Origin of the sequence: Streptomyces actuosus, from assembly GCF_016921115.1 — a bacterium.
In the GTDB taxonomy this organism is placed as follows: domain Bacteria; phylum Actinomycetota; class Actinomycetes; order Streptomycetales; family Streptomycetaceae; genus Streptomyces; species Streptomyces actuosus_A.
This window is the reverse complement of record NZ_JAFFZS010000006.1, coordinates 175,206-196,222: the sequence shown is the minus strand read 5'-3', so window position 1 is coordinate 196,222 and position 21,017 is coordinate 175,206. Positions and strand designations below refer to the sequence as shown.

21 protein-coding genes and 2 pseudogenes are annotated in these 21,017 nt (G+C 72.0%); 15 read left to right on the top strand and 8 right to left on the bottom strand.

Annotation, left to right across the window (positions count from 1 at the left end; translation table 11 throughout):
* Positions 1-45: 45 nt before the first annotated feature.
* The gene (locus JS756_RS10810; protein ID WP_205382798.1) at positions 46-1,581 is read right to left on the bottom strand and encodes an IucA/IucC family protein; all 1,536 of its coding nucleotides are present in this window, start codon (positions 1,579-1,581) and stop codon (positions 46-48) included.
* Positions 1,582-1,691: 110 nt separating this feature from the next.
* Here JS756_RS10810 and JS756_RS10805 point away from each other — a divergent pair, with 110 nt between their 5' ends.
* A complete protein-coding gene (locus JS756_RS10805) occupies positions 1,692-3,395 on the top strand; it encodes an IucA/IucC family protein (protein WP_240203591.1) in 1,704 nt (567 codons plus the stop codon).
* An 83-nt stretch (positions 3,396-3,478) separates the two neighbouring features.
* On the opposite strand, the gene JS756_RS10800 is transcribed toward JS756_RS10805, so the two are convergent.
* Positions 3,479-3,949, bottom strand: a complete 471-nt coding sequence (locus JS756_RS10800; RefSeq protein ID WP_205382797.1) for a DUF2238 domain-containing protein — start codon at positions 3,947-3,949, stop codon at positions 3,479-3,481.
* Positions 3,950-4,014: 65 nt separating this feature from the next.
* Here JS756_RS10800 and JS756_RS10795 point away from each other — a divergent pair.
* Both JS756_RS10795 and JS756_RS10790 read left to right on the top strand, forming a co-directional pair.
* Positions 4,015-4,320: pseudogene (locus tag JS756_RS10795) on the top strand (alpha/beta fold hydrolase); the annotation flags it as partial.
* 381 nt (positions 4,321-4,701) lie between these two features.
* On the top strand, positions 4,702-5,565 hold the full coding sequence (locus JS756_RS10790) for an alpha/beta fold hydrolase (RefSeq protein WP_205382796.1): 864 nt from the start codon (positions 4,702-4,704) through the stop codon (positions 5,563-5,565).
* Between the two features lie 85 nt (positions 5,566-5,650).
* On the opposite strand, the gene JS756_RS10785 is transcribed toward JS756_RS10790, so the two are convergent.
* Positions 5,651-6,115 carry a hypothetical protein gene (locus tag JS756_RS10785; protein ID WP_240203556.1) on the bottom strand — a complete coding sequence of 155 codons (465 nt, stop codon included), beginning with the start codon at positions 6,113-6,115 and terminating at the stop codon, positions 5,651-5,653.
* 387 nt (positions 6,116-6,502) lie between these two features.
* On the opposite strand from JS756_RS10785, the gene JS756_RS10780 reads away from it, so the two are divergent.
* From JS756_RS10780 to JS756_RS10770, 3 genes are read left to right on the top strand one after another with little or no spacing between them, the layout of a single operon-like run.
* Complete coding sequence (locus JS756_RS10780) at positions 6,503-8,761, top strand: hypothetical protein (protein WP_240203555.1); 2,259 nt, start codon at positions 6,503-6,505, stop codon at positions 8,759-8,761.
* Between the two features lie 6 nt (positions 8,762-8,767).
* Complete coding sequence (locus JS756_RS10775; protein ID WP_205382794.1) at positions 8,768-9,778, top strand: hypothetical protein; 1,011 nt, start codon at positions 8,768-8,770, stop codon at positions 9,776-9,778.
* A gap of 34 nt (positions 9,779-9,812) precedes the next feature.
* Positions 9,813-10,226 carry a hypothetical protein gene (locus tag JS756_RS10770; RefSeq protein ID WP_205382793.1) on the top strand — a complete coding sequence of 138 codons (414 nt, stop codon included), beginning with the start codon at positions 9,813-9,815 and terminating at the stop codon, positions 10,224-10,226.
* Positions 10,227-10,364: 138 nt separating this feature from the next.
* On the opposite strand, the gene JS756_RS10765 is transcribed toward JS756_RS10770, so the two are convergent.
* Positions 10,365-10,565 carry a hypothetical protein gene (locus JS756_RS10765; protein WP_205382792.1) on the bottom strand — a complete coding sequence of 67 codons (201 nt, stop codon included), beginning with the start codon at positions 10,563-10,565 and terminating at the stop codon, positions 10,365-10,367.
* 710 nt (positions 10,566-11,275) lie between these two features.
* Between JS756_RS10765 and JS756_RS10760 the strand changes: the two genes are divergently transcribed.
* From JS756_RS10760 to JS756_RS10735, 6 genes are read left to right on the top strand one after another with little or no spacing between them, the layout of a single operon-like run.
* Entirely contained in the window at positions 11,276-11,836 is a 561-nt protein-coding gene (locus JS756_RS10760; protein ID WP_205382791.1) for an RNA polymerase sigma factor, read from the top strand.
* Positions 11,833-12,657 carry a zf-HC2 domain-containing protein gene (locus JS756_RS10755; RefSeq protein WP_205382790.1) on the top strand — a complete coding sequence of 275 codons (825 nt, stop codon included), beginning with the start codon at positions 11,833-11,835 and terminating at the stop codon, positions 12,655-12,657. Before JS756_RS10760 ends, JS756_RS10755 begins: the two co-directional genes overlap by 4 nt.
* Positions 12,658-12,689: 32 nt before the next feature.
* Positions 12,690-13,499: an ABC transporter ATP-binding protein gene (locus JS756_RS10750; protein ID WP_205382789.1), complete on the top strand. Its 810-nt coding sequence runs from the start codon at positions 12,690-12,692 to the stop codon at positions 13,497-13,499.
* Positions 13,496-14,884 carry a hypothetical protein gene (locus tag JS756_RS10745; RefSeq protein ID WP_205382788.1) on the top strand — a complete coding sequence of 463 codons (1,389 nt, stop codon included), beginning with the start codon at positions 13,496-13,498 and terminating at the stop codon, positions 14,882-14,884. The genes JS756_RS10750 and JS756_RS10745 overlap by 4 nt, the downstream gene beginning before the upstream one ends.
* A complete protein-coding gene (locus JS756_RS10740; RefSeq protein ID WP_205382787.1) occupies positions 14,881-15,453 on the top strand; it encodes a hypothetical protein in 573 nt (190 codons plus the stop codon). Before JS756_RS10745 ends, JS756_RS10740 begins: the two co-directional genes overlap by 4 nt.
* A 3-nt stretch (positions 15,454-15,456) precedes the next feature.
* Complete coding sequence (locus JS756_RS10735; RefSeq protein WP_307790509.1) at positions 15,457-16,170, top strand: ATP-dependent DNA ligase; 714 nt, start codon at positions 15,457-15,459, stop codon at positions 16,168-16,170.
* 4 nt (positions 16,171-16,174) lie between these two features.
* Here the strand turns inward: JS756_RS10735 and JS756_RS10730 are convergent.
* Positions 16,175-16,348 (bottom strand): annotated as a pseudogene (locus JS756_RS10730) (ArsR/SmtB family transcription factor); the annotation flags it as partial.
* A gap of 119 nt (positions 16,349-16,467) precedes the next feature.
* On the bottom strand, positions 16,468-16,689 hold the full coding sequence (locus tag JS756_RS10725) for a hypothetical protein (RefSeq protein WP_205382785.1): 222 nt from the start codon (positions 16,687-16,689) through the stop codon (positions 16,468-16,470).
* 137 nt (positions 16,690-16,826) lie between these two features.
* On the opposite strand from JS756_RS10725, the gene JS756_RS38035 reads away from it, so the two are divergent.
* The 3 genes from JS756_RS38035 to JS756_RS10710 all read left to right on the top strand — a co-directional run bounded on the left by JS756_RS38035 (position 16,827) and on the right by JS756_RS10710 (position 18,399).
* Positions 16,827-17,021 carry an integrase gene (locus JS756_RS38035; protein WP_368861093.1) on the top strand — a complete coding sequence of 65 codons (195 nt, stop codon included), beginning with the start codon at positions 16,827-16,829 and terminating at the stop codon, positions 17,019-17,021.
* 79 nt (positions 17,022-17,100) lie between these two features.
* Positions 17,101-18,006: a HipA family kinase gene (locus tag JS756_RS10715; RefSeq protein WP_205382784.1), complete on the top strand. Its 906-nt coding sequence runs from the start codon at positions 17,101-17,103 to the stop codon at positions 18,004-18,006.
* A 99-nt stretch (positions 18,007-18,105) separates the two neighbouring features.
* Positions 18,106-18,399: an Rdx family protein gene (locus JS756_RS10710; protein WP_205382889.1), complete on the top strand. Its 294-nt coding sequence runs from the start codon at positions 18,106-18,108 to the stop codon at positions 18,397-18,399.
* A 3-nt stretch (positions 18,400-18,402) separates the two neighbouring features.
* Here the strand turns inward: JS756_RS10710 and aceB are convergent, their stop codons facing one another.
* Complete coding sequence (gene aceB, locus JS756_RS10705) at positions 18,403-20,028, bottom strand: malate synthase A (RefSeq protein ID WP_205382783.1); 1,626 nt, start codon at positions 20,026-20,028, stop codon at positions 18,403-18,405.
* A gap of 219 nt (positions 20,029-20,247) precedes the next feature.
* Positions 20,248-20,907, bottom strand: coding sequence for a nucleotidyltransferase family protein (locus JS756_RS10700; protein ID WP_205382782.1), 660 nt, complete (start codon positions 20,905-20,907; stop codon positions 20,248-20,250).
* Between the last annotated feature and the right edge of the window lie 110 nt (positions 20,908-21,017).

Here is a 21,017-nt window from a genome sequence, read left to right as displayed (position 1 = left end):
CCATGGAGCCACCACCGTACGACGCCGCCGGGGAGTGTCATCACCCTATTGGGGCGAGTGATGTGACGGGACATCAGCTATCGGATCGGGGGCGGCCTCCGGGCGGGGCAGGTCCGTCCACCGGTCGCCGCCGTCACGGGACAGCCGCATGAGTGTCAGCGCCTTCGCGGGCACGGGCTGTTCGCACAGCGCCCGGAGGTCGGAGGTGCCCGGCAGGTCCGGCACGGCCGCCGCCAGCGCCGCCGCCAGGGCCGGACCCGAACCGGCTGTCGCCGCCAGCGAGCCGGCCACGAGGGAGCCGAACAGCTTGCGCCGCAGGGCGGCCACGTCGTCGGTGAGGATGCGCTCGGACAGCTCCGGCAGCGCGATGCCGTGCCGGGCCAGCCGGGCCGGACCGACCCGGATGTCCGCCAGGTCGCGGTAGACCAGCCGCCGGGGCTCGCCCTGCTCCGACAGCACCACCAGCAGGTTCTGGCCGTGTGCCTCCAGTGCGACCCCCATCTGGAGCAGCCGCAAGCCGACCGTGAGCGCGAGCCGCGCGAACGCGGCCGTCCAGGCCGGTGATCCGGTGAGCCCGGTGGCGGGCAGGGCCGCGACCGGGACCACGTGCTCACCCGGGCCCGCGTACTGTCGCGGTGACTCGCGCAGCACCGCCGCCAGGTCGGGGGAGCCGGCAGCGGCCGCGCCCAGCGTGCGGGTGACGTGCAGCAACCCGCCGGTGCGGGCGGCGATGTCCTCCGCGAACGCCGACAATGCCGCCGCAGTCCGTACCGAGCCCACGGAGATGTCCCGCACCGACGAGGTCAGCCGCGCGCTGAGCGCCGTCTTGACGTGCGGGCCCTCCGGCAGCGCGAGCGTGCGCACCGGCATCAGCGGGTGCGCGGCCGGCCCCTCCGCGCAACCCCGCTCGAGTACGTGCGCCGCCTGCCACGGATGCACCGGCAGCACCACCCGCCCCCGCTCCCTCAGCCACCGCGGCCAGTCCCCGGCCACCAGGCACTCCTCCGCCGGCACCGCCAGCAGGCCCAGGCGCACCACCGGTCCGTGCTCCGGGCCGTACGCCAGCTGGTCGGCCACCGAAAAACCGGGACGGGAACGGCAGTTGGGGTGATACGGATGCCCGTCCACCACCTGCCGCTCCCACTCCCAGTCGGTCGTGGGCCACTCTTTCGGGCGATCCGGTCGGCCCGCCCGGGCCAGCGCCAACGAAGCGACGCTGTGCGCGAGTTCGGCGGAGAACGCGGTCGCATGCGGCACGGCGAGGGCGGCCATCAGCCGCTCCGGCCGGTCGTGGGACACCCCGTCCAGCTCCACGGCCGTCACACGGTCGGCCGTCGCGTACGGGTCCGCGGCCGGGCCGTGCAGCCGCCGGCCGTCCGCCAGCCGCAGGGTGAGACCGCCCCCGGCGCTCTCACGGCGCTCCACCCAGGGCAGTGGCTCATGGGCGAACCCCCGCCACAGCCTGGTCAGCACGGCCACCCGGGCGCCCGGCAGCTGCCGGGCGAACTCCGGCACCAGACCGGGGCGTACGACGGCAAGCTCGGCGGCGACCTCGTCCTCGGCAGTGGCAGGTCGGTGCACGGTCGGGCTCCTCGGGTACGAATAGGGCGTCAGGGCGTGCGGTGACGGCGGCGATACTGATCGTCCCCGTCCGACATGACCGCAGGGAACGAGTGGAACGCGTGGACTTCATGCCCCAGGCCGCCGGCGACGACGCCGGGGCCCACGATGATGCCGCAGCCACCATCGGCCCGACCGCGCCGGCCGGCGAGCACGACTGGAGGGCCGGGGAGCGCCGGGCCGCCGCCCGGGTGCGGACGGCGGTGGGTGACGGCGGTGCCCGTGCCGCCGCCCCGTCCGGCGTGCGCACGTGGCCCGGCCTCGCGCCCGGCGCCCCCCGCGCCGGAGCCGCGGCCGACGCGTACGCGTCGGCCCCCCTGCTCAACTGCCTCCTGCGGGAGGTGGCCCGGCCGGTGCCGGGTGAGGCCGGTCGCCCCGTGTACCGGCTGCCCGGCACGGGCCGGCTGCTGCGGGTGCGCGGCACACGGCGGCCCGCCGACCCGGAACTGGGCACGGCCGACGGCTGGCGCCGGCTCGGCCACGCCGACCTCGTCGCGCTCGTCGCCGAGGAGCTCCTGCGGCACACCGGCCTGCCCAACCGCGAGCTGCCCGCGGAGATGACCGACAGCCGGGACACCGTCGCCGCGCTGCTCGGCGCCCGCGCCCGCGCGACCCCGCCCGAGGACCGCTACCTTTGCTCCGAGCAGTCCCTGATCACCGGTCACCCCCACCACCCCGCGCCCAAGTCCCGCGGCGGACGTCCGGCGGCGACCTGGCTCCCGTACGCGCCCGAGGCCCACGCCCGCTTTCCGCTCGTCCTGCTCGGGCTGCGCGAGGACGCCGTCGTCGAGGACGGCGACACGACCGCCCTGGACGCCCTCGGCACGGCCCCGCCCGGCTACCGGCTGCTGCCGGCCCACCCCTGGCAGCTCGACCTCGTCGGACACCGACTGGCGGCGGCCTTCGCGGACGGCCGGCTCGTCCGGCTCGGTACGACCACGTCCGAGGTCTGGCCGACCGCCGCGATCCGCACGCTGTACGCGCCGCAGGAGGACCTGTTCGTCAAGTTCAGCCTCGACGTGCGCATCACCAACGACATCCGCCGGTTGTGGCGGCACGACCTGCTGAGGCTGCGCCGCGCCGACCGGGCCGCCGCGCATGCCGTCGGGTCGGCCCGCGGACCCTCCGCCTGGCTGAGCGACCGCGGCTACCGCACCGCCGCCTTCGCCTTCGAGGAGCTTGCCGTCCTGGTCCGGGACGGGCTTCGCGACCGGTTGCTGCCCGGTGCGACCCCGCTGCTCGCCGCCGGCCTGGTGGAGGGGTTCCCGGGCAGCCCCCTCTTTGCGGCCCCCGACCCGGCGGCCTGGTGGGAGGCCTATCTCGCCGCCGTCGTCCCCCCGGCCCTGACCGCCTTCGCCGACCACGGCGTCGTACTGGAGGCGCACCTGCAGAACACGCTGGTCGCCGTGGACGCCGGCGGGACGCCCGTGCAGGCCCTCTTCCGGGACGCCGAGGGGGTGAAACTGCTGCCGGACGTCGGCCGGGCGGCCGGGTGGCAGCGGCTGGTGTACTGCCTGGTCGTCAACCACCTCACAGAGGTCGCCGGGGCGCTGGCCGAGCACCACCCCGGGCTGGACCCCTGGCCCGCCGCGCGCCGGGAGTTCGCCCGGCATCGGCTGCCCGAGACGGCCGCGCTGCTCGCCGCCCCGACCCTGCCCGGCAAGACGAACCTGCTGCTGCGCTGGACCGGCGCCGACGGCGCCGACGCCCGCTACCGGCCGCTGCCCAACCCGCTGGCCGGCCCGCCACACCGGGACACGGATCCCGGCGCGTGAGCCGCCTTTGGCCGGACACCCCGGAGCCCGGCTCCCCGGCGCCCCGCCCGTCTCCGGCGTGCCGGGCCGTCCGGACCGCGGCGTCAGGGGACCCGCCGCCGCGCGGGTCGGGCCGGGGCACGCCGCCGCTCCGCCATCTCGCCCCGGGACAGGGCGGCGAACAACCCGCCGACCGCCAGGGAACCCGCCGCACCCACCGCGAGGTCGGCGATCGTGTCGCCGTAGCCGACCCGCATCGATCCGGGGGCGGCCTGCTCCGCCACCCATTCGTACATCTCCCACAGCACCGCCGCACCGGTCCCGCACAGGCCGATCACGGTGGCCAGTACCCACCGCGGCATCTCCAGGGCCGCGTGGCGCAGGCCCGGGCCCGCCGCATGCAGCAGGCCGAAGAACACCACGACCGAGCCTGTTCCGGTGAGCAGCAGGTGCACGCTGCATCCCTGGCCGCTGCACCGCCGGCTCATGCCGCAGTCCTGGCGCTTCTGGTACACGGCGCTGCTGGAGCAGCCGCTGCTCGGCCGCTGGATGCTGCGCCGCCGGCCCGGCTTCACGCGTCACCTGATGCGCAAGGGCGTCGTCCGGCAGGCGGTGTGGACTCCGGAGACGATGGGCGAGTTCGTGCGCTCCAGCCCGCGAGCCCGACCGGGCCCGGGCGGGGGAGGCGCTCCACCGTGCCTTCGCGCTGCGGGACGTCGCCAAGCTGGTCCTCGGCCGTTACAGGAAGCTGCGGCTGACCACACCGACCGTCCTGCTCGCCGGCGAGCAGGACTTCATGCTGCCGCCGAGCGTCCTCACCGACGCCGGCCGGCACGCCGACGACCTGCGCGTGCGGGTGATACCCGGCTGCGGCCACTACCTCCACCTGGAGCGGCCCGACCTGGTGGCCGAGGCGGCCGACGACCTCTTCTCCGGTCACCGCTGACCCCACATATCCGGCCCGCGGACCCTCACCTGCGCATCCGCGAGCCATGCCGTGCTCAGCCGTCGGACCATGGGGCGAGGAGCGCGGGCGGAAGAGAGCCCTCCGGCAGCAGGAGTGCAGGCGGAGGGAAGGCCTCCGGCGGCGGACGGCAGGACGGAGGGAACACCTGAGGAAAGCGGCGAGTTCGTCGGGAGTGCATCGGCCCGCTCCCGCCTCTTGTCAGTCGTGCAGCGCATCCACATCGAGGTCGGATACGGCTTGCCGGCGAACGGCTCACGGGGACGGGGGCGGCGTGCCGCCAGTCGGCCATGCCCATGGCGGCCGTTGCCCGCGGCTCCGTTCCCGTCCTCCTCGTCCGGACCATGAGCAAGGAGATTCGAAATGACTGAAGCGCACCTTGGGGCAGGCATTGTCGAGTACCAGGACACCGGTGGTGACGGCCCCGTGCTGGTCCTGCTGCACGGCGTCGCGATGGACGGTTCGCTGTGGCGCAACGTGGTGGCTCGTCTGCGTGGTGAGTTCCGCTGTGTGACTCCGACGCTGCCGCTCGGCGGTCACCGCATTCCCATGGAGGCGGACGCCGACCTGTCGATCACCGGCGTGGCCCTGCTCGTCGCGGAGTTCCTGGACGAACTGGATCTGCGGGACGTCACGCTGGTGATGAGCGACTGGGGTGGCGCCCAGGCACTGGTCGCCCTGGGCCGCGACGAGCGCATCGGCCGACTCGTCATCACGTCCTGCGAGGCGTTCGACAACTTTCCACCTGGCCTGCCCGGTTCGAACCTGTATGCCGCGGCGAAGGTGCCCGGCGGGATCGGCTTCGCCTTCAAGCTGCTGAAGTGGAAGCCGATGCGGCGACTCCCCGTCACTTGGGGGTGGATGAGCAAGCGGCCCGTCCCGCACGCGGTCATGGACGCCTGGTTCCAGCCCTTGTGGACCTCCCCGGACATCCGTCGCGACCTTCGCAAGTACGTGCTGGGCGTACCGCCCGAGGAGGAACTGCTCGCTTGGGCCGAGGGGCTGCGGGACTTCGACCGCCCCTCGCTCGTGGTCTGGGCGGCGGAGGACAAGGTCATGCCGCCCGCGCACGGCCGCAGGCTCGCCGAGTTGCTGCCCCGGAGCGAGCTGGTGGAGATCGAGGACAGCTACACCCTCATTCCGGAGGACCAGCCGGAACGACTGGCCGCGCACCTGCGGTCGTTCGTGCTCACCGGGAGGGCGGCCCAGGCCCGTACCGAGTCGTGATCACCGGGTGTCCGGATGGGGTCTTCGACCCGGATCCATCGAGGCGCGCAGGTGGAGGGCGGTGAGCTCCTGTCGGGCGGTCCGTTCAGGCGGCGTGGTCGAGCACTGCTTCAAGTTCCGGGCATCGCGCCACGCTTCGACGAACCGGCGGCCCGATACCGTGCCGAGCTTCATCTGGCGTCACTCGTGCCCCGGCTCCGCGAAGCCGCGGATGATCAGTCGCCGACAAACCACAGGTAGCTGCCTGGAGTCTGCGAGCAGGACTGCAGCAGCCGCTCGAGATCGACGACGGCTGTCGTCGAGGACGGCTCCGAACACTGCTGCAACAAGGTATCTCCCGCAGTGCAGCTCGCGCCTGCTGCTCGGTGAACAGCGTGTCCCCGTAGGGATCCACTCGCCCGAGCCCGACCTGATGGGTCTCGTCCATGCCGAGCAGCAGGTCGGCCAGTGCCTCGCCGTGCTCGTACGACCCGCGCATCAACGTTTCGCGGGAGCGATCCCAGTCCATGGCCGGTCGGCTGGCATGCAGTTCGATCTCGACGCCCGTCATGCCTCCCCCGGCGAGGCTGCGCCGGCGGCGACAGCACTGGCGATCAGTCGAGCAGAGTCGACCAGGCCCGCGAGTTCATTTGTCCGACCGGCGGTAGGTCGGACCCGGTCTCGTGCGTGGGGGCGCGGGCATCCTTCGGGGTCGGCGGCCCAGGCGAAAGCCACGGCGGGGTCCCGACCCCGAGCGGTTCTGGCGAAAAGCGCTTGGTGGGTCGAGGGCCGGGGCGGGCATGGGGCGGCTGGAAGCGGCTCGGATTCTCCGGGGAGGCGGACGCTCCCGTCGACACGCGATCCGATCGCAGGGGAGGCCGAAAATGAACGGATAGCATGACAGGCGGATCGTATTGATCGTCGTAGGGGGCGGGCGATGCCGAGCTATCACGAAGTCATGACCACCGATCTGTCGACGCTGACGACGGCGGCGCAGAAATGGGACGGCATGGCCGAGGACCTCCATGACAACGTGGAGACCTCGTACCGGGACGACGTGCACGGCATCTCGCTGGGTGGACCGGTCTGGAACGGCTTGAGTGCGAACGCCGCCAACGCGCGCTTCGATGTCACACTCAAGGAGATTCAGGCTGCGCAGACGGAGGCCAAGGCCGTCGCCTCGCTGCTGCGGGACGCGCACACCCGGTTCGTCGACCTCAAGGCACGCGTGGAGCGAGCCCGTGACGACGCGATCGAGGCCGGGATGAAGGTCTCCGACCAGGGCGTGTGCCATTTCGACTTTTCGAAGGTGAGTCAGCAGGAAGCTTTCGCCATCCATCACGACCCCGACCTGCCCGAGACCGAGCGTTCGTGGACCGCGCACATCGACGCTGCCCTCCGGGCGGTAGCCGACGCGGACGAGGGCGTGAAGATCGCCCTGAACGCGGTGGCGAAGGACAGCGACCCGCTGCACGGGATGCCGGGCGGGTTCAACGCCGGTGCCAAGGGCGACGTCGAGTCGTACGAGGAGGACGCGATCGAGGACATCGCCCGGCGGGTGGCCGACGGCAAGAAGGTCTCCGCCGAGGAGATGGAGCAACTGCAGCGGGCGCTGCGCGACAATCGCGGCGACAAGGCATTCAGTCAGGAACTGCTGCACGATCTCGGCCCGCAGGCGACGATCAGACTGGGCAACGAGCTCAACGACCGGTTTCAGGACGCGGACGGCGCGCAGAGGCTGCAGCTGGCGGAGATGGAGAAGAACCTCGCCAACTCCATGGCCACGGCGACGGCCGTGCCTGGGAGCGTGAAGGACATGCCGCCCGGTTCGCCGGCGTTCGCGGCGTGGGTGAACAGCAGGGACGGCGCCTTCTACAGGGAGTGGACGGAAGGGATGAAGAAGGAGGGGACGAAGAACTTCGGCCCCAACACCAACCCCCTGTACGGCTATCAGTCCTACGTCAGCCTCATGCAGCACGCCGACCAGGACTTCGACGACCAGTTCCTGTACGACCTGGGCGACCAGACGATCCAGGCCGAGAAGGACCACCCGGGCATCTTCACCATGTGGGGTCCCGGCCACAAGGGTGTGGAGACGGACGCCGTGGACGGCGCCCTCGACCTGATGAGCCGCAACCCGGACGCCGCGACGGCGTTCTTCGACCCGAAGGGCAACGGCTCGGGATCCGACCATGTCGGCAACGACCACTTGAAGTACCTGGCGGGCAGTGGCGACGGCGCACGAGAGTGGCCGAAGAACACGATCACGGGCATCAGCGTCACCAATCTGGACGATCCGACCAGCCGCATCGGGCTCGGCCGTGCCCTGGAGGCGGCGACCACGGGCCACGAGCCGCTGCACGAGGGCGAACCCGGCGGCAAGCCGAGTTCGCACACCGCCGCGCAGGCCCGCGTCATGCAGGCCACGATCAACATCCTCGACGACGGCGCCGGCGGCGAGGACGTCCACGCCAACCTGCGCAGACCGCTGGGGCACGCCATGGCCGACTACGCGGCGGACAACCACAACATCCTTGCCGAGAACGGCACCAAGTACGGGAGCCCCGAGGGCAAGGGTGAGATCTGGACCGACGGCGACAAGGCCGGCATCACCGTCGGCAAGGACAGCCTGATGCGTGTCATGCGCGGACTGTCCGCCGACGACCAGACCTACGCGCTGCTGCAGGACACCCAACGTCACTACGCCATGGACCAGTTGACCCATGCTCCGGACTCGGGCGGCACCGGCAACGACGCCTGGAAGAATCCCGCACGCGACCTCGGTGCGGTGACCGGAGCGATGAACTCCATCGGCTCGGACGTCATCCTCGACGAGCGCGACGGGAAGATCGGCGCCGTCAACGACATGGCACGGTACGCCTACCACTTCGCGGGCGCCCCCGTGACCGGCTTGCCCGTGTTCGGCGACACGACGCAGCGCCTGATCGACGCGGCCACGTACGAGTGGTCCAAGGACGTGGCGGAAGCGGCGAGTTCACAGGCGCAGGAGAAGGACTCGGCCCACTACGCGTCCGGAATCAACGGCACGTACGACATGATCGACCGCTGGGCCGAGGAACGTGGAGTCGACACCCACGACGAGACCAACTCCGAGCACGACCCCAACTGGGACGCGTGGCAGGCGATGCGGGACGAAGCCAAGCAGTCGTACGGAGCGTCGCGCGGAGACGCGGCCGTCTATCTCGGTTGGGAGTAGGACACGGTGGACAACGCGCAGTCGGTCGAGGACACGGCGGTCGGTGATCCGCCCCGGCGACGATCCCGTCGGGGGGCCTGGATCGTGGGTGCGGCCGCCGTGGCCGTGCTCCTGGGCGGGGCTTTCGGGTACTTCAATACGAACGTCCTCGACTCGGGCCGGATCTGTCACGGTTGGGTGACCCCCGACGAAGCGGCTCGGGCGCTGGGCGGTGGCCTCGGACGCGTGTCGGCCTCCGAGGACTCGGCCACCTCGTGCACGATCCGGAAGGCCGGGTGGCTGCCGGGCCAGGACGAGCGCCTCAGCCTGCGCACCGTGACGGAGCAGGCCGGCTTCCCGTTCGGCAGGGGTGCCTGGCAGATCTCCGCGGCGCGACACGTCATGTCGGGCGGTACACACGGCGCGTACGACGCCTACGGCGGCTGGGCCCTGTTGCCGGCCGTCTGCGCGAAGTCCTTTGACGGCGACGGGGCGAGCCCGGTCCTGCACGCCGACGTCACCAGCCCGGACACCGCGGGCGACGCCGACGGCATGCGGGACCTGCTGGCCGCGGCCTCACGCGCCCTGATCGACGGGTCCGCCGACTGCGCCACGCCCGGTTACGGTGACACGGCCACGGTTACGTCGGCGCCGTCGCCCGCCCGGGCAGCGGACCTCGACCAGGTGTGCGGCATCGGCGGGTTCCAGCTCACCAAGGCGCAGGGCCCCAGCGGTCGGCGTGTGATCGAGCAGGTCGTCGGGTCGCCCGGTCAGGGCAGTCTGTACTGCGACCTCTCGTTCGACGGCGACAGGGACGGGCCGTTCGCCCGTCTTGCCGTCGTCGGCGACCCCGCTCTCGTCGCCGCCTTCACCGGACGCGACGTCACCCGGGCCGAGTGCGCGGGCAGGGACACGGTCTTCGCGCTCGACCTCCGGTACTTCGACGCGTCCGAGCGTGCCGCCACCCACCTGCCGGACACGGCGGGATTCACCGAGGAGTTCACCGAGGCGGCCGGCGCGGCGATGCGATGCGCGTGACGCAGCCGACCGGCGCAAGGGGAGGAGACACACGATGAGTGACGTCGGCACGCAGCTCAACCAGGTCCCGACGGATCCGGGCGGGGGAGGCGGGAACGGCGGCGGCGCGCAGGGGCCTTACCTCGCCTCCACCCCGGCGGAGAAGAAGAAGGCCGCCAAGTCCATCGAGGACACCGTCGAGCCGGGCACGCGCAGGGCGGGCGCCCTGGCGGACGAGGCGACCGACGCCGCGGTCAAGGCGTTCTCCGCCAAGGACGGTGACGGCTGGATGGCATCGGGCGCCCTCAAGGCCGCACACGAGGCCTGGGGCAATCAGGTTCAGGCTCTGCTGACTCGGCTGGGCGGTGAGAAGGAATCGCTCCGCGCCACGAACACGCTCCTCAGCGGAACGGACTTCCAGATCGGCGCCGGCTCCCAGCGAGTCCCGTCGCCTCTGGACGGCTACTAGTAGATCGTCGCGGCTAAGTGTTGTTCTGGTTGGTGGAGTGGGGGTCGGGCAAGCTCCCCTTGTCGGTTCCGTTCGGCCGGGCAGGGGTGTCGTGTCCTCGCAGAAGAAGTATCCGGTTGCGTTGAGTGCCGAAGATCGTCAGGCGTTGGTGCGGGTGACCACGACGGGAGTCCGTAGCGCGTCGATGATCAGGCAGGCGCGGGTGCTGCTCGCGTTGGACACGTCGGTCGGCGAGGTCGATCCGCGGGCGGTGATCGCGGACCGGGTCGGGGTCTCGTGTGAGTCGGTCCGCCTGATCTCGAAGCGGTACGCGGAGAGCGGCGGCGATGTGTGGGCCACGGTCGGCCGGAAGGAACGCGTATGCCCGCCGGTGCCTTAGCGAATGCTCGCCTCTGTATCCCATCGTGTGCCGGCTGTGGTCATCCGGGCCGGCTCCACGCTGCCCATCCGGTACACGATGCGGCTGGGCGCCTGGCCCGGGCGCTCACGAACCTCAATCCCGGAACCCACCGACGAAGCCCTCGGCCACATGCGACCAACACAAGATCGCGAAGTCGCACTGGAGTACTGACCCGCGACGACCGCGGGTGGCTGCACAACGCCGGCGCACGTCGTTGGCCTGCGCCATCGAACGTGAGCCCTGGCGGCGACGGCTGAAGAGTGAGGGTCTTCAGCGGTGCCGCGCAGGCCGCGATGCGCAGAAGTCCCTCAGAACCGAGGCGTTGTGCGAGACAGTTCTGACAGACTTCCGGGGTGGAACTGACACCTGATCAAGCCGCACTCGTGTGACCGTGCGCTTCGGTCGGCGAGTGTGTGCTTCAGCTGGCGGGCTGGACCTTCGGCATCGATCGCGACTGCGAGTCGGTCGGCGTACTCGGTCAGGGCCGCACTGCGCAGGGCGAAGCACCGCGAGGCGCCAGGGTTCACCACGAGCCGGATCGAAACCGGCGACCGGGTTTCACGGGGATTGAAATCCTCCGCTGCGTGACACTGTGACGCAGGTCACGACAGGCGCAGAACCTGTGCGCAGCATCGGGCGTCTGGCTGGTGTGAGATCACGCAGGAGAGCACTGGACGAGCTGGACGAGGAGCGCCTCGTCCGGCTGGTGGCCAGAGGTGACCGCGGGGCGTTCGACGAGTTGTACCGGCGCACGTCGCCGTGGCTGGCGGTGCGGTTGCGCCGCCGCTGCGCGGACGAGCAGATCGTCGCCGAGGTCATGCAGGAGACCTATCTGGCGGTGTGGCGGGCGGCCGGTGCGTTCGCCGGGAGCGCGGTCGGCGGGACGGCCGTCGGGTGGCTGTGGACGATCGCGGCGCGCCGCCTCGTCGACGCGTTCCGGCGCCGTGCCCACCATGCCGAGCCGCCGGTCGCCGCCGCCGAGCGGGCGGTGGTGCCCGCGGCGGAGGACGAGGCACTGGCCGGGACCGTCGGCGGGGACGTCGGTGACGCCCTGCGGCGACTGGCGCCGGAACTTCGAGAGGTCCTGCAGGCCATGGTGCTGGACGGGTTCTCCGTGCGGGAGACCGCCGTCCTGCTCAGACTGCCCGAAGGCACGGTCAAGACCCGCGCCCGCCGGGCCCGGATCGCGATGCGGGAGGCGCTGGCATGAGCGGGGAACACTCGTCGATGCGGCTGCTCGACGACTACGCACGTGGTGATACGGAGATGGCCGCGGACGCGGTGTGGGCGTTGGAGGCCCATCTGGAGACGTGCGCGATGTGCCGGAGTCGTCTGGCGGCCTCCGTGGCCACCGAGGTGCCCGGCATCGCCACGCTCCTCGACACCGTCCGGGCCGGTCTGGAACCGCAGTTGGACGCGGCCGTCAGGACACCCTCGCGGCGACACCGCCCGCGGTGGCTGTCGGCCTGGCTGACGCCGGCCATGGCCCCGTGGCTGGCCATGACTGTCGTCGTCACCCTGATGGCGCTGCTGCTGGACTCACTCGCACGGCCCACGTTCTTCGGCGACACCTCTCCCGTGTTGGCGATCGCGCCCGTGCTGCCGCTGTGCGGTGTCGCCGCATCGTGGTCGCGCGGCCTGGACCCGGCGCACGAACTGACGGCCTCGACCGCCCGAGCCGGCCTGCCCCTGCTCCTCAGGCGCACCACGGCGGTTCTCGTGGTGGTCCTGCCCGGGCTCCTGGTGGGGGGCTGGCTGACCGGAACCATGACGGCCGCGCAGTGGCTGCTGCCCTCCCTGGCCTTCACCTCCACCGCCCTGGCGCTGGGCAGCGTGGTCGGTGTGACCCGCGCCGCCATCGGGCTGGCGGTCGCGTGGGGCGTCGTCGTGGCACCCGCGTGGGTCACCGGCCACGTCCCGCTTGCCCTGCGGATTGTCCTCCAGCCCGACCAACTGCCCGTGTGGGGGCTGCTCCTCGCGCTCGGCATCGGCGCCGTGATCGCCCGCAGAAACGCGTACTCAACGCTGTGAAACCATCGTCGACCCTCGAAAGGGACCACCGCATGACGCCCACCACGAGCGCGGCCGACACCGCGCCGAAAACCTACGCCTGGGAGATCCGGGCCAGCGGCCTGAGAGTGCGCGTCGGACGCAAGAAGATGGCCGTCGACGGACTCGACCTCTCCCTGGGCATCGGCACCCACGGCCTCCTGGGGCCCAACGGAGCGGGAAAGACCACCCTGATCCGGACGCTGGCCACCGTGCTGCGCCCCACCGAGGGCGAACTGGAGATGCTCGGCACCTGCGTGGGCGCGACGGTTGACCACCGGGCCCTGCGCCGCCGGATCGGCTGCCTGCCGCAGGATTTCGGCTACTACAAGCGCTTCACGGTGCGTGAGTTCGTCGAGTACATGGCCTGGTTGAAGGAGGTTCCGAAGGCGGCCATCCCCGGGGCCGTCCAGCGGGCCGTGGAACGGGTGGGCCTGGCGGACCGCGCCGACCATCGGATGAAGACCCTGTCCGGCGGCATGGTGCGGCGGGCCGGCATCGCCCAGGCCATCGTCAACGATCCCGCGGTGCTGCTGTTGGACGAGCCGACAGTCGGCCTGGACCCGGCGCAGCGGTTGCGCTTTCGCGAGCTGTTGCAGGAACTGGGCCGCGACACCTGTGTGGTCGTCTCCACCCATCTGGTCGAGGACGTCGCGGCCGCCTGCTCCGACGTGGTGCTCTTCGCCGACGGCCGCCTCGTCTTCCAGGGCACGCCGGACGACCTGGCCGCGGCGGGCGGCCCCGACCACCCGGGCGACAGCCCCCTGGAGCGCGGCTACTCGGCGCTGCTCCAGGGCTCCGAGCAGCCGGGAGGCACCTGGTGAACGGACGTGTCCTGCGCATCGAGCTGAAGCGCTCCATCGCCCCGTGGCCCGGCCTCGTCGTCCTGGCAGGCAGCCTGGCGGTCCTCCTACTGATCGACGGGATCTGGTGGCAGGGCGAGGCGGGATGGACGGCCCAGTGGACCTCCATGGCCCTGTGGACCCGGTACCTGCTGGGCTTCTGGTGGCCGCTCGTGGCGGGCCTGGGGGCGGTGTACGGGCTGCGCGACTCCCGCTCGCGGATGGCCGAACTGCTGACGACCACGCCGCTGCCGGCCTGGCGCCGTGCGGCGCTGCCGGCCGGCGCGGCGGCACTCGTGCTGGCGTCCGGCTTCGGCCTCCTGGTCCTCGTGGGCGGAGTCCAGGTGGCCCTCGGCGCCACCGTCTACACGGGTCTCGGCTGGCTGCCGATCTCGCTGGTGGCGGCGCTGTCCCTCGTCGCGGGGGCCGTGTTCGGCATGGGCGTCGCGCGGGCCGTGCCCTCTGTGTTCACCCCGCCGGCCCTGACGGTGTTCTTCTTGCTGACGGCCCTCCTCCTGCGGCAGAGCAATGAGGGGGCACTGCCGTCGAGCGTCGCGCCGAACCGGCTCGCCCTGCTGTTCCCGGTGACCGCGGAGCCGCGGGAGATGCTGCTGACCCTGTCCGGCTCCGTGCACCTCGGCCAGACGCTCTGGCTGCTCGGCCTGCTCGCCACCGGTTTCGCACTGCTGTCGGCCGCGACCCGCCGGGCCCGACTGCTCGCGGTGGCCCCCGTCCTGGCCGGCGCGGCCCTGGCCCTGCTGATCCTCCCGGCCACTCCGCGCGGCACCTACGCCATCGACAAGGCCGCGGCCACCCTGGTCTGCGACGGGCCGGTGTGCGTGACGCAGGCAAACCGCTCACACCTGCCCGAACTCGCGCCGCGCGGCAAGGACGCGCTGCGTGTGCTGCACGACGCCCTGGGCGACACGGCGCCGAACTCGGTGCGGGAGGACACCGAGCTGCGCGCGCTCGGCGACGAACGCCAACTCTCCGGCGACGCGGTGCTGGTCGACTTCGACGACCCGCTGATCGCCCATGCGACGGGGGCGGAAATGACCCGCCTCCTGGTCGCCCAGGGCCTGGCACCGAACTGCGCACCGCGCACCCCTTGGGAGGGCGGGGGGCAGGTCGACATCCCCGTACAGAGCATCGCCGCGAGCTGGGCCCTGGGCGATCGCCAGTTCGAACCGCTGCAGAGGCCGGACTCCTACGCGTACGCGCAGCGCACCGCCGACGTCGCCTGGCAGCGGCTGATGGCGCTGTCACCGGCCGAGCAGCGCTCGCGGATCGCCGAGGTGCACGCCGCCGCCCTCTCCTGCACGGGGTACGACGGGCTTTCGGTGTTGGCGGGGAAGGCGTCGCAATGAGGTGGCTGATCCTGTACGCCCGTTCACGACAGGTGCCCACCTCGGCCGCGGCGGTCGCGCTCGTCGCGCTGGCGGCGTGGGCCTTCAACCAGGACGGCGCGGGCCGGATGGAGCCGGGAATCGCGGTCCTGATCCTGACCGCGAACGTGGCGGCCGCTTCCGTCGGGCTCGGTGGGCGGGACGTCGCGCTGGATCGGACGGCCGCGATCCGGTGGATGCCCCGGCGGGCGGCGCACGTGCTGCTGGTCGGCGCGGTCGCCGGGGCGGCGCTGCTGGCGGTCCAGGCGGCGGGAGCCAAGCTCGCCCCGGCCGCGCTCGTCGTCCGGGACAGCGCGGGCTTGGTCGGCCTGGCCGCGCTCGGGGCGGTGCTGTGCGGGGCACAGTTCGCATGGACCCTGCCGATCGGCTGGCTCGCGTTCACCCTCCTCGTCCCGGTTCCGCCCGGCATCGCGGGAGAGGTGGGCGGCTGGATGATCATTTCCCCCGCCACGACGGCGTCCGCCGCGACCGCGTGGGCTCTGCTGGCGACCGGTACCGTGCTGTACGCCGCAGCAGGACCGAGACAGTAGCGGATACGCCCCGCGCCAGGGCGCAGTGCCGCCCGGCTCGCCGAGCAGCTGCCGGCCCATTACGTGGTCTTCGACGTTCTCCAGGTCAACGGGGAGGAACTGCTGCGCTCGCCGTACGGGGAGCGCAGCGCCCGTCTCGAGGCCCTGCTCGCCGAGTACGAGCTGACCGTCCCGTGGACGCTGTGCCCCGAGACCTCCGACGTGGCCGTGGCCCGGGAGTGGCCGACCGCCCGGACCGAGGTCCCCGGCATCGAGGGGCTGATCATCAGAGGCGGGGAGCAGCGGTACCTGCCCGGGGCGCGGGCGCTGGTCAAACTCCGCCGCCGGGACACCACCGAGGCGGTCGTCGGCGCCGTCACCGGCACGCTGCGCCGGCCGCAGACGGTCCTGGTCGGCCGTTTCGACCGGGACGGCGTGCTGCGCCCGGTCGGCCGGAGCACCCCGCTGTCTCCCGACGCCGCCCGCCGCCTCGCCGTCCAGCTCGCTCCCGCGCAGCCGGGGCACCCGTGGCAGGGTGTGCGGTTCACCACCCCTGGGGATCCCGCACCCAGCGGGACGTCGTCCTCGTCGCCCCCGGCCCGGTCGCTGAGACCGAGGTCGACACCGCCCAGGAGGGCGGCCTTCGCGCTTCTGCGCCGGCCGCGTATCCGCAGGCCTTCCTCGCCCTCGGCCGCGCAATCGTCTGCTGGCGGCGCCTCAGAAGCAGTGCTGATCTGATCCCTCAGCCCGTACCGCCTACCAGTGCCTCGCCGAGCGGGGTGCGCCGGTAGAGCACCGACCGTCCGGACCGGGCGCGGACGAGCAGTCCCGCGCCTCGCAGGATGGCGAGGTGGTCTCCTACCGCGCCGGGTGCCATGGCGAGGCTTCGGGCGAGGTGGCTGGTACTGGCCGGGGCGTGCCCGAACCGGGCGTCACCCCGAAGCGAAGACCTCAGTTGCGTCAGGGCGAGGTTTTCGGGCTGAGCCCGGAGGGCATCGACCATGCCCGAGGCGTCCTCCACGTCCGTCGCCGAGTTCAGGCGGTCAACGGGAGGCTGTACTTCGCCCTGCCGAAGGGGGCGAAGGCGCGCGTCGTCGACATGCCCGCCTCGGTGGCCGAGGAGTTGAAGCGGCACGTCGACGTGTTCCCGCCGGTGGAGGTGGAGCTTCCGTGGGGGAAGCCGGAGGCGGACAGACAGCGGAGGAGGTTCTCCCTTCTGCCCACCACGCGGTTCGGCAACGCCGTGGCCGTGAACACGTGGAACACCTGCACCTGGAATCCGGCGCTGGCCGGCCGGCATCATTCCTCCGCGCTCCAAGGGGGCGAAGAAGCGGCAGTGGGAGGCGGTGCCGAAGGACGGCTTCCACGTGCTGCGGCATACGTACGCCTCGACGATGCTGGAGGCAGGGGGGTCCGTGGTGGCGTTGGCGCGATGGCTCGGGCACTCCTCTCCGGCTGTCACGCTTGGTTACTATGCTCCCTTCATGCCGGAGGCCGGAAGTAAGGGGCGCACCGCCCTTGACGGACTGCTGGGGAGACAGGGAGACGAGCATGCCAGTCGAAACTCCCCAGATTCTCCCGAGGGCTGATCGGGAAGGTTTCCCCGAAATGCACCATGCCGGAGCTGGTCATGGATTGTAAGGTAAACGAGCAGTAGGGCCTTGGAAGATGATGAGAGAGGTTACTGCAACCCGCTACATCGCGCCTCTGAGGTCCGGCGGCTCCGTCCCCGGCGTCGTCGAGGCCGACGACCTCGGCACCTACGTCGTGAAGTTCACCGGTTCCGCGCAGGGCCGCAAGGCCCTGGTCGCCGAGGTGATCGTCGGGGAGCTGGCGCGGGCGCTCGGCCTGCGCTTCCCCGAGCTGGTCCTGGTGCACTTCGATCCGGCGGTCGCCGCGGCCGAGCCCCATCAGGAGGTGCGGGACCTGCACGCCGCCAGCGCGGGCGTCAATCTCGGCATGGACCTCCTGCCGGGTGCACGGGACTTCACACCGGAGGTCGCCGAGGTCTTCCCCGTCGACCCGGTGGAGGCGGGGCGGATCGTCTGGCTGGACGCGCTGACGGCGAACGTCGACCGCACGGTGCACAGCTCCAACCTGATGGTGTGGCCCGTGCTGGGGGTCGCACCGCCGCGGCTGTGGCTGATCGACCACGGTGCCGCCCTGGTCTTCCACCACCGCTGGGACGGTGCCGACCCGTCGCGGGTCTACGACTTCCGCCACCACGCCCTCGGCCGCTACGGCCCCGACGTGCGGGCGGCCGACGCCGAGCTGGCGCCGAAGGTGACCGTGGAACTGCTGCGCAGGATCGTCGCGGAGGTGCCGGACGCCTGGCTGGCGGACGCCGCCGGACCCGACGAGACGCGTGCGGCGTACGTCGATCACCTGTACGCGCGCGTGCGGCACTCGGCGGCGTGGCTCCCCACCGACTTCCCGGGCCGCGAGGAGCTGGCGGCCGAGGAGGCGCGCCGCGCGGCACGGACGCGGGCCGCCCGGCCGGACTGGCTCAAACGGGTGCCCGACCTGCACGGCAAGCCCGCCGCGGAACAGGACTGGTCGGTGCACCTGGGATGAGCCGGTCCACGACGGCACCGCGGACGGCACGGGACGACGCGAGGGTGGCCCGGGGGCGGCACGGCGGACGGCAGGACGCGTGACAGGGTGGGTGGCGTGGTGAACGACACGGAGAGCGGCGCCCGGCGCGTCGAGATCGAGTACTGCACGCAGTGCCGCTGGCTGCCGCGGGCCGCCTGGCTCGCCCAGGAACTGCTCACGACGTTCGAGACGGAGCTGGCCGAGCTGGCGCTCCGCCCCGGCACGGGAGGCGTCTTCGTCGTCCGTGTGGACGACGAAGTGGTGTGGGACCGCCGTGAGCAGGGCTTCCCGGAGCCCACGGCGGTCAAGCGGGCCGTACGCGACCGAGTGGCCCCGGGCCGGTCCCTGGGCCACTCGGACGGGTCCGCGTGACGCTCAGCCCCGCAGCTGCTCGTAGGCGGGCAGGGTGAGGAAGTCCGCGTAGTCCTCGTCGAGGGAGACCGTCAGCAGGAGGTCGTGGGCCTGCTGCCAGTTGCCCGCGGCGAACGCCTCGGCGCCGATCTCCGCGCGGACGTTCTCCAGCTCCTCGGCGGCCACCTTGCGGACCAGGTCCGCGGTGACCCGCTCGCCGTTGTCGAGGACGACGCCGGCGTTGATCCACTGCCAGATCTGCGAGCGGGAGATCTCGGCGGTGGCGGCGTCCTCCATGAGGTTGAAGATGGCGACGGCGCCGAGCCCGCGCAGCCAGGCCTCGATGTAGCGGACGCCGACCTGGACGGCGTTGACCAGTCCGCTGTACGTCGGCTTGGCCTGCAGGGAGTCGATGGCGATCAGGTCCGCCGCCTTGACGTCGACGTCCTCGCGCAGCCGGTCCTTCTGGTTCGGCCTGTCACCGAGCACCCTGTCGAAGGACTCCATGGCGATCGGCACGAGGTCGGGGTGGGCGACCCAGGAGCCGTCGAAGCCGTCGCCCGCCTCGCGGTCCTTGTCGGCGCGGACCTTCTCGAAGGCGACCTTGTTGACCTCCGCGTCCTTGCGGGAGGGGATGAAGGCAGCCATGCCGCCGACGGCGTGGGCGCCGCGCTTGTGGCAGGTGCGCACGAGAAGCTCGGTGTACGCCCGCATGAACGGCGCGGTCATCGTCACCGCGTTGCGGTCCGGCAGGACGAACTCGGCGCCGCCGTCGCGGAAGTTCTTGACGATGGAGAACAGGTAGTCCCAGCGGCCCGCGTTCAGCCCGGAGGCGTGGTCGCGGAGTTCGTAGAGGATCTCCTCCATCTCGTACGCCGCGGTGATCGTCTCGATCAGGACGGTGGCGCGGACGGTGCCCTGCGGGATGCCGACGTAGTCCTGCGCGAAGACGAACACGTCGTTCCACAGGCGGGCTTCGAGGTGCGACTCGGTCTTGGGCAGGTAGAAGTACGGGCCCTTGCCGAGGGCGAGGAGGCGCCGGGCGTTGTGGAAGAAGTACAGGCCGAAGTCGACGAGGGCACCGGGGACCTGCCGTCCGTCGGCGTCGACGAGGTGACGCTCGTTCAGGTGCCAGCCCCGGGGACGCATGACCACGGTGGCGAGTTCGGCGTTCGGGCGCAGGGCGTAGGACTTCCCGGTCCGCTCGTCGGTGAAGTCGATGCTGCGGGTGTAGGCGTCGATCAGGTTGAGCTGGCCGAGGACGACGTTCTCCCAGGTCGGCGCTGAGGCGTCCTCGAAATCCGCGAGCCAGACCCGTGCGCCCGAGTTGAGGGCGTTGATGGTCATCTTGCGGTCGGTGGGGCCGGTGATCTCCACGCGGCGGTCGTCGAGCGCGGCGGGGGCCGGGGCGACCTTCCAGGAGTCGTCCGCGCGGATCGCGGCGGTCTCCGGCAGGAAGTCGAGGGTGGAGGTGCGGGCGATCTCGGCGCGGCGCTCCGCGCGGCGGGCGAGGAGCTCGTCGCGGCGCGGCGTGAACCGCCGGTGCAACTCGGCCACGAAGGCGAGTGCCGCGTCGGTGAGGACCTCCTCCTGCCGGGGCAGGGGCTCGGCGTCGACGACGGCCAGCGGGGACGGCGCTGGTGCGGACATGGACTGTCACTTCCTTCAGCGAGCGCGGCACCGGGTGCCGGAGGGTGCAGAGAGGGCGAATCGCACCGGCGACGGGCCCTCGTTCACGTGGAGCCGGGAACGAGGCAGGTCGGGTGCTTCTGGCGAATGGATAGTAGTTTCCTCATTGTGGAACTTCAATGGTTTGTTGATGTCGAGATTCTCTGAGTCGAGGGAAGGCGGCGCCCGGTGCCACCCCGATCACTCAAGGTGGTCCAGATCCGCGGCCGTGTCGATGTCATGGGGTGCGGCCACGTCCCCGCACTCGACGAGGGTGATCTCGGTCCCGTGCGCCTTCAGGTAGGCGCGTGCCCCGCGGTCGCCGCTCGCAGTCGCCGTGACGCCCGCCCAGTGCGCGGCTCCGAGGAGCACGGGGTGTCCGCGTACGCCGTCGTAGGCGGCGGAGGCGAGCGAGGTCTCGTCCGTGTACGCGGCCAGGACGCGGGCGACGGCCTCCGCGCCGATGCCGGGTTGGTCGACCAGGGAGACCAGGGCGGCCCGTGCGCCCGTTCCGGCGAGCGAGTCCAGGCCGGTCCGCAGGGAGGAGCCCATGCCCTGCTCCCAGTCCGGGTTGCCGACGAGGACGCAGCCGTCGAGCCGGGCCCGTTCGCGCACCTCGTCCGCGCCGGCCCCCAGCACCACGTGCACGCGCGTGCACCCCGCCGCCCGCAGTACTCCGACCGCGTGCTCGACGAGTGGCCGGCCCCGGTGGATCAGCAGTGCCTTGGGTCGCCCGCCGAGCCGCCGCCCCCCTCCCGCGGCCAGCACCAGCCCCGCAACCGCCTCCGTCGTCCGGTCCGTCCGGGGTGTCGCCGGTGTCGCCGGTCTCGCCGGTCTCGTCGGTCTCGTCGGTCTCGTCATGGACTCTGCATATCGCACGAGGCGGGGGGCGGCAGCCACGGCGCGAGGGGGCGCGGAGAGCGCGCCGTCCCGGTCGCCTGTCCCGCGGGGTGCGCGGGCTTCGCCGCGGG

Bases quoted from the DNA above. Each gene is read 5' to 3' on its own strand.
- JS756_RS10805 (WP_240203591.1), top strand. From the start codon at position 1,692: ATGCCCCAGGCCGCCGGCGACGACGCCGGGGCCCACGATGATGCCGCA.
- JS756_RS10790 (WP_205382796.1), top strand. From the start codon at position 4,702: ATGACTGAAGCGCACCTTGGGGCAGGCATTGTCGAGTACCAGGACACC.
- JS756_RS10740 (WP_205382787.1), top strand. From the start codon at position 14,881: ATGAGGTGGCTGATCCTGTACGCCCGTTCACGACAGGTGCCCACCTCG.
- JS756_RS10770 (WP_205382793.1), top strand. From the start codon at position 9,813: ATGAGTGACGTCGGCACGCAGCTCAACCAGGTCCCGACGGATCCGGGC.
- JS756_RS10755 (WP_205382790.1), top strand. From the start codon at position 11,833: ATGAGCGGGGAACACTCGTCGATGCGGCTGCTCGACGACTACGCACGT.
- JS756_RS10715 (WP_205382784.1), top strand. From the start codon at position 17,101: ATGATGAGAGAGGTTACTGCAACCCGCTACATCGCGCCTCTGAGGTCC.
- JS756_RS10700 (WP_205382782.1), bottom strand. From the start codon at position 20,907: ATGACGAGACCGACGAGACCGACGAGACCGGCGAGACCGGCGACACCG.
- JS756_RS38035 (WP_368861093.1), top strand. From the start codon at position 16,827: ATGCTGGAGGCAGGGGGGTCCGTGGTGGCGTTGGCGCGATGGCTCGGG.
- JS756_RS10750 (WP_205382789.1), top strand. From the start codon at position 12,690: ATGACGCCCACCACGAGCGCGGCCGACACCGCGCCGAAAACCTACGCC.
- JS756_RS10785 (WP_240203556.1), bottom strand. From the start codon at position 6,115: ATGACGGGCGTCGAGATCGAACTGCATGCCAGCCGACCGGCCATGGAC.
- aceB (WP_205382783.1), bottom strand. From the start codon at position 20,028: ATGTCCGCACCAGCGCCGTCCCCGCTGGCCGTCGTCGACGCCGAGCCC.
- JS756_RS10780 (WP_240203555.1), top strand. From the start codon at position 6,503: ATGACCACCGATCTGTCGACGCTGACGACGGCGGCGCAGAAATGGGAC.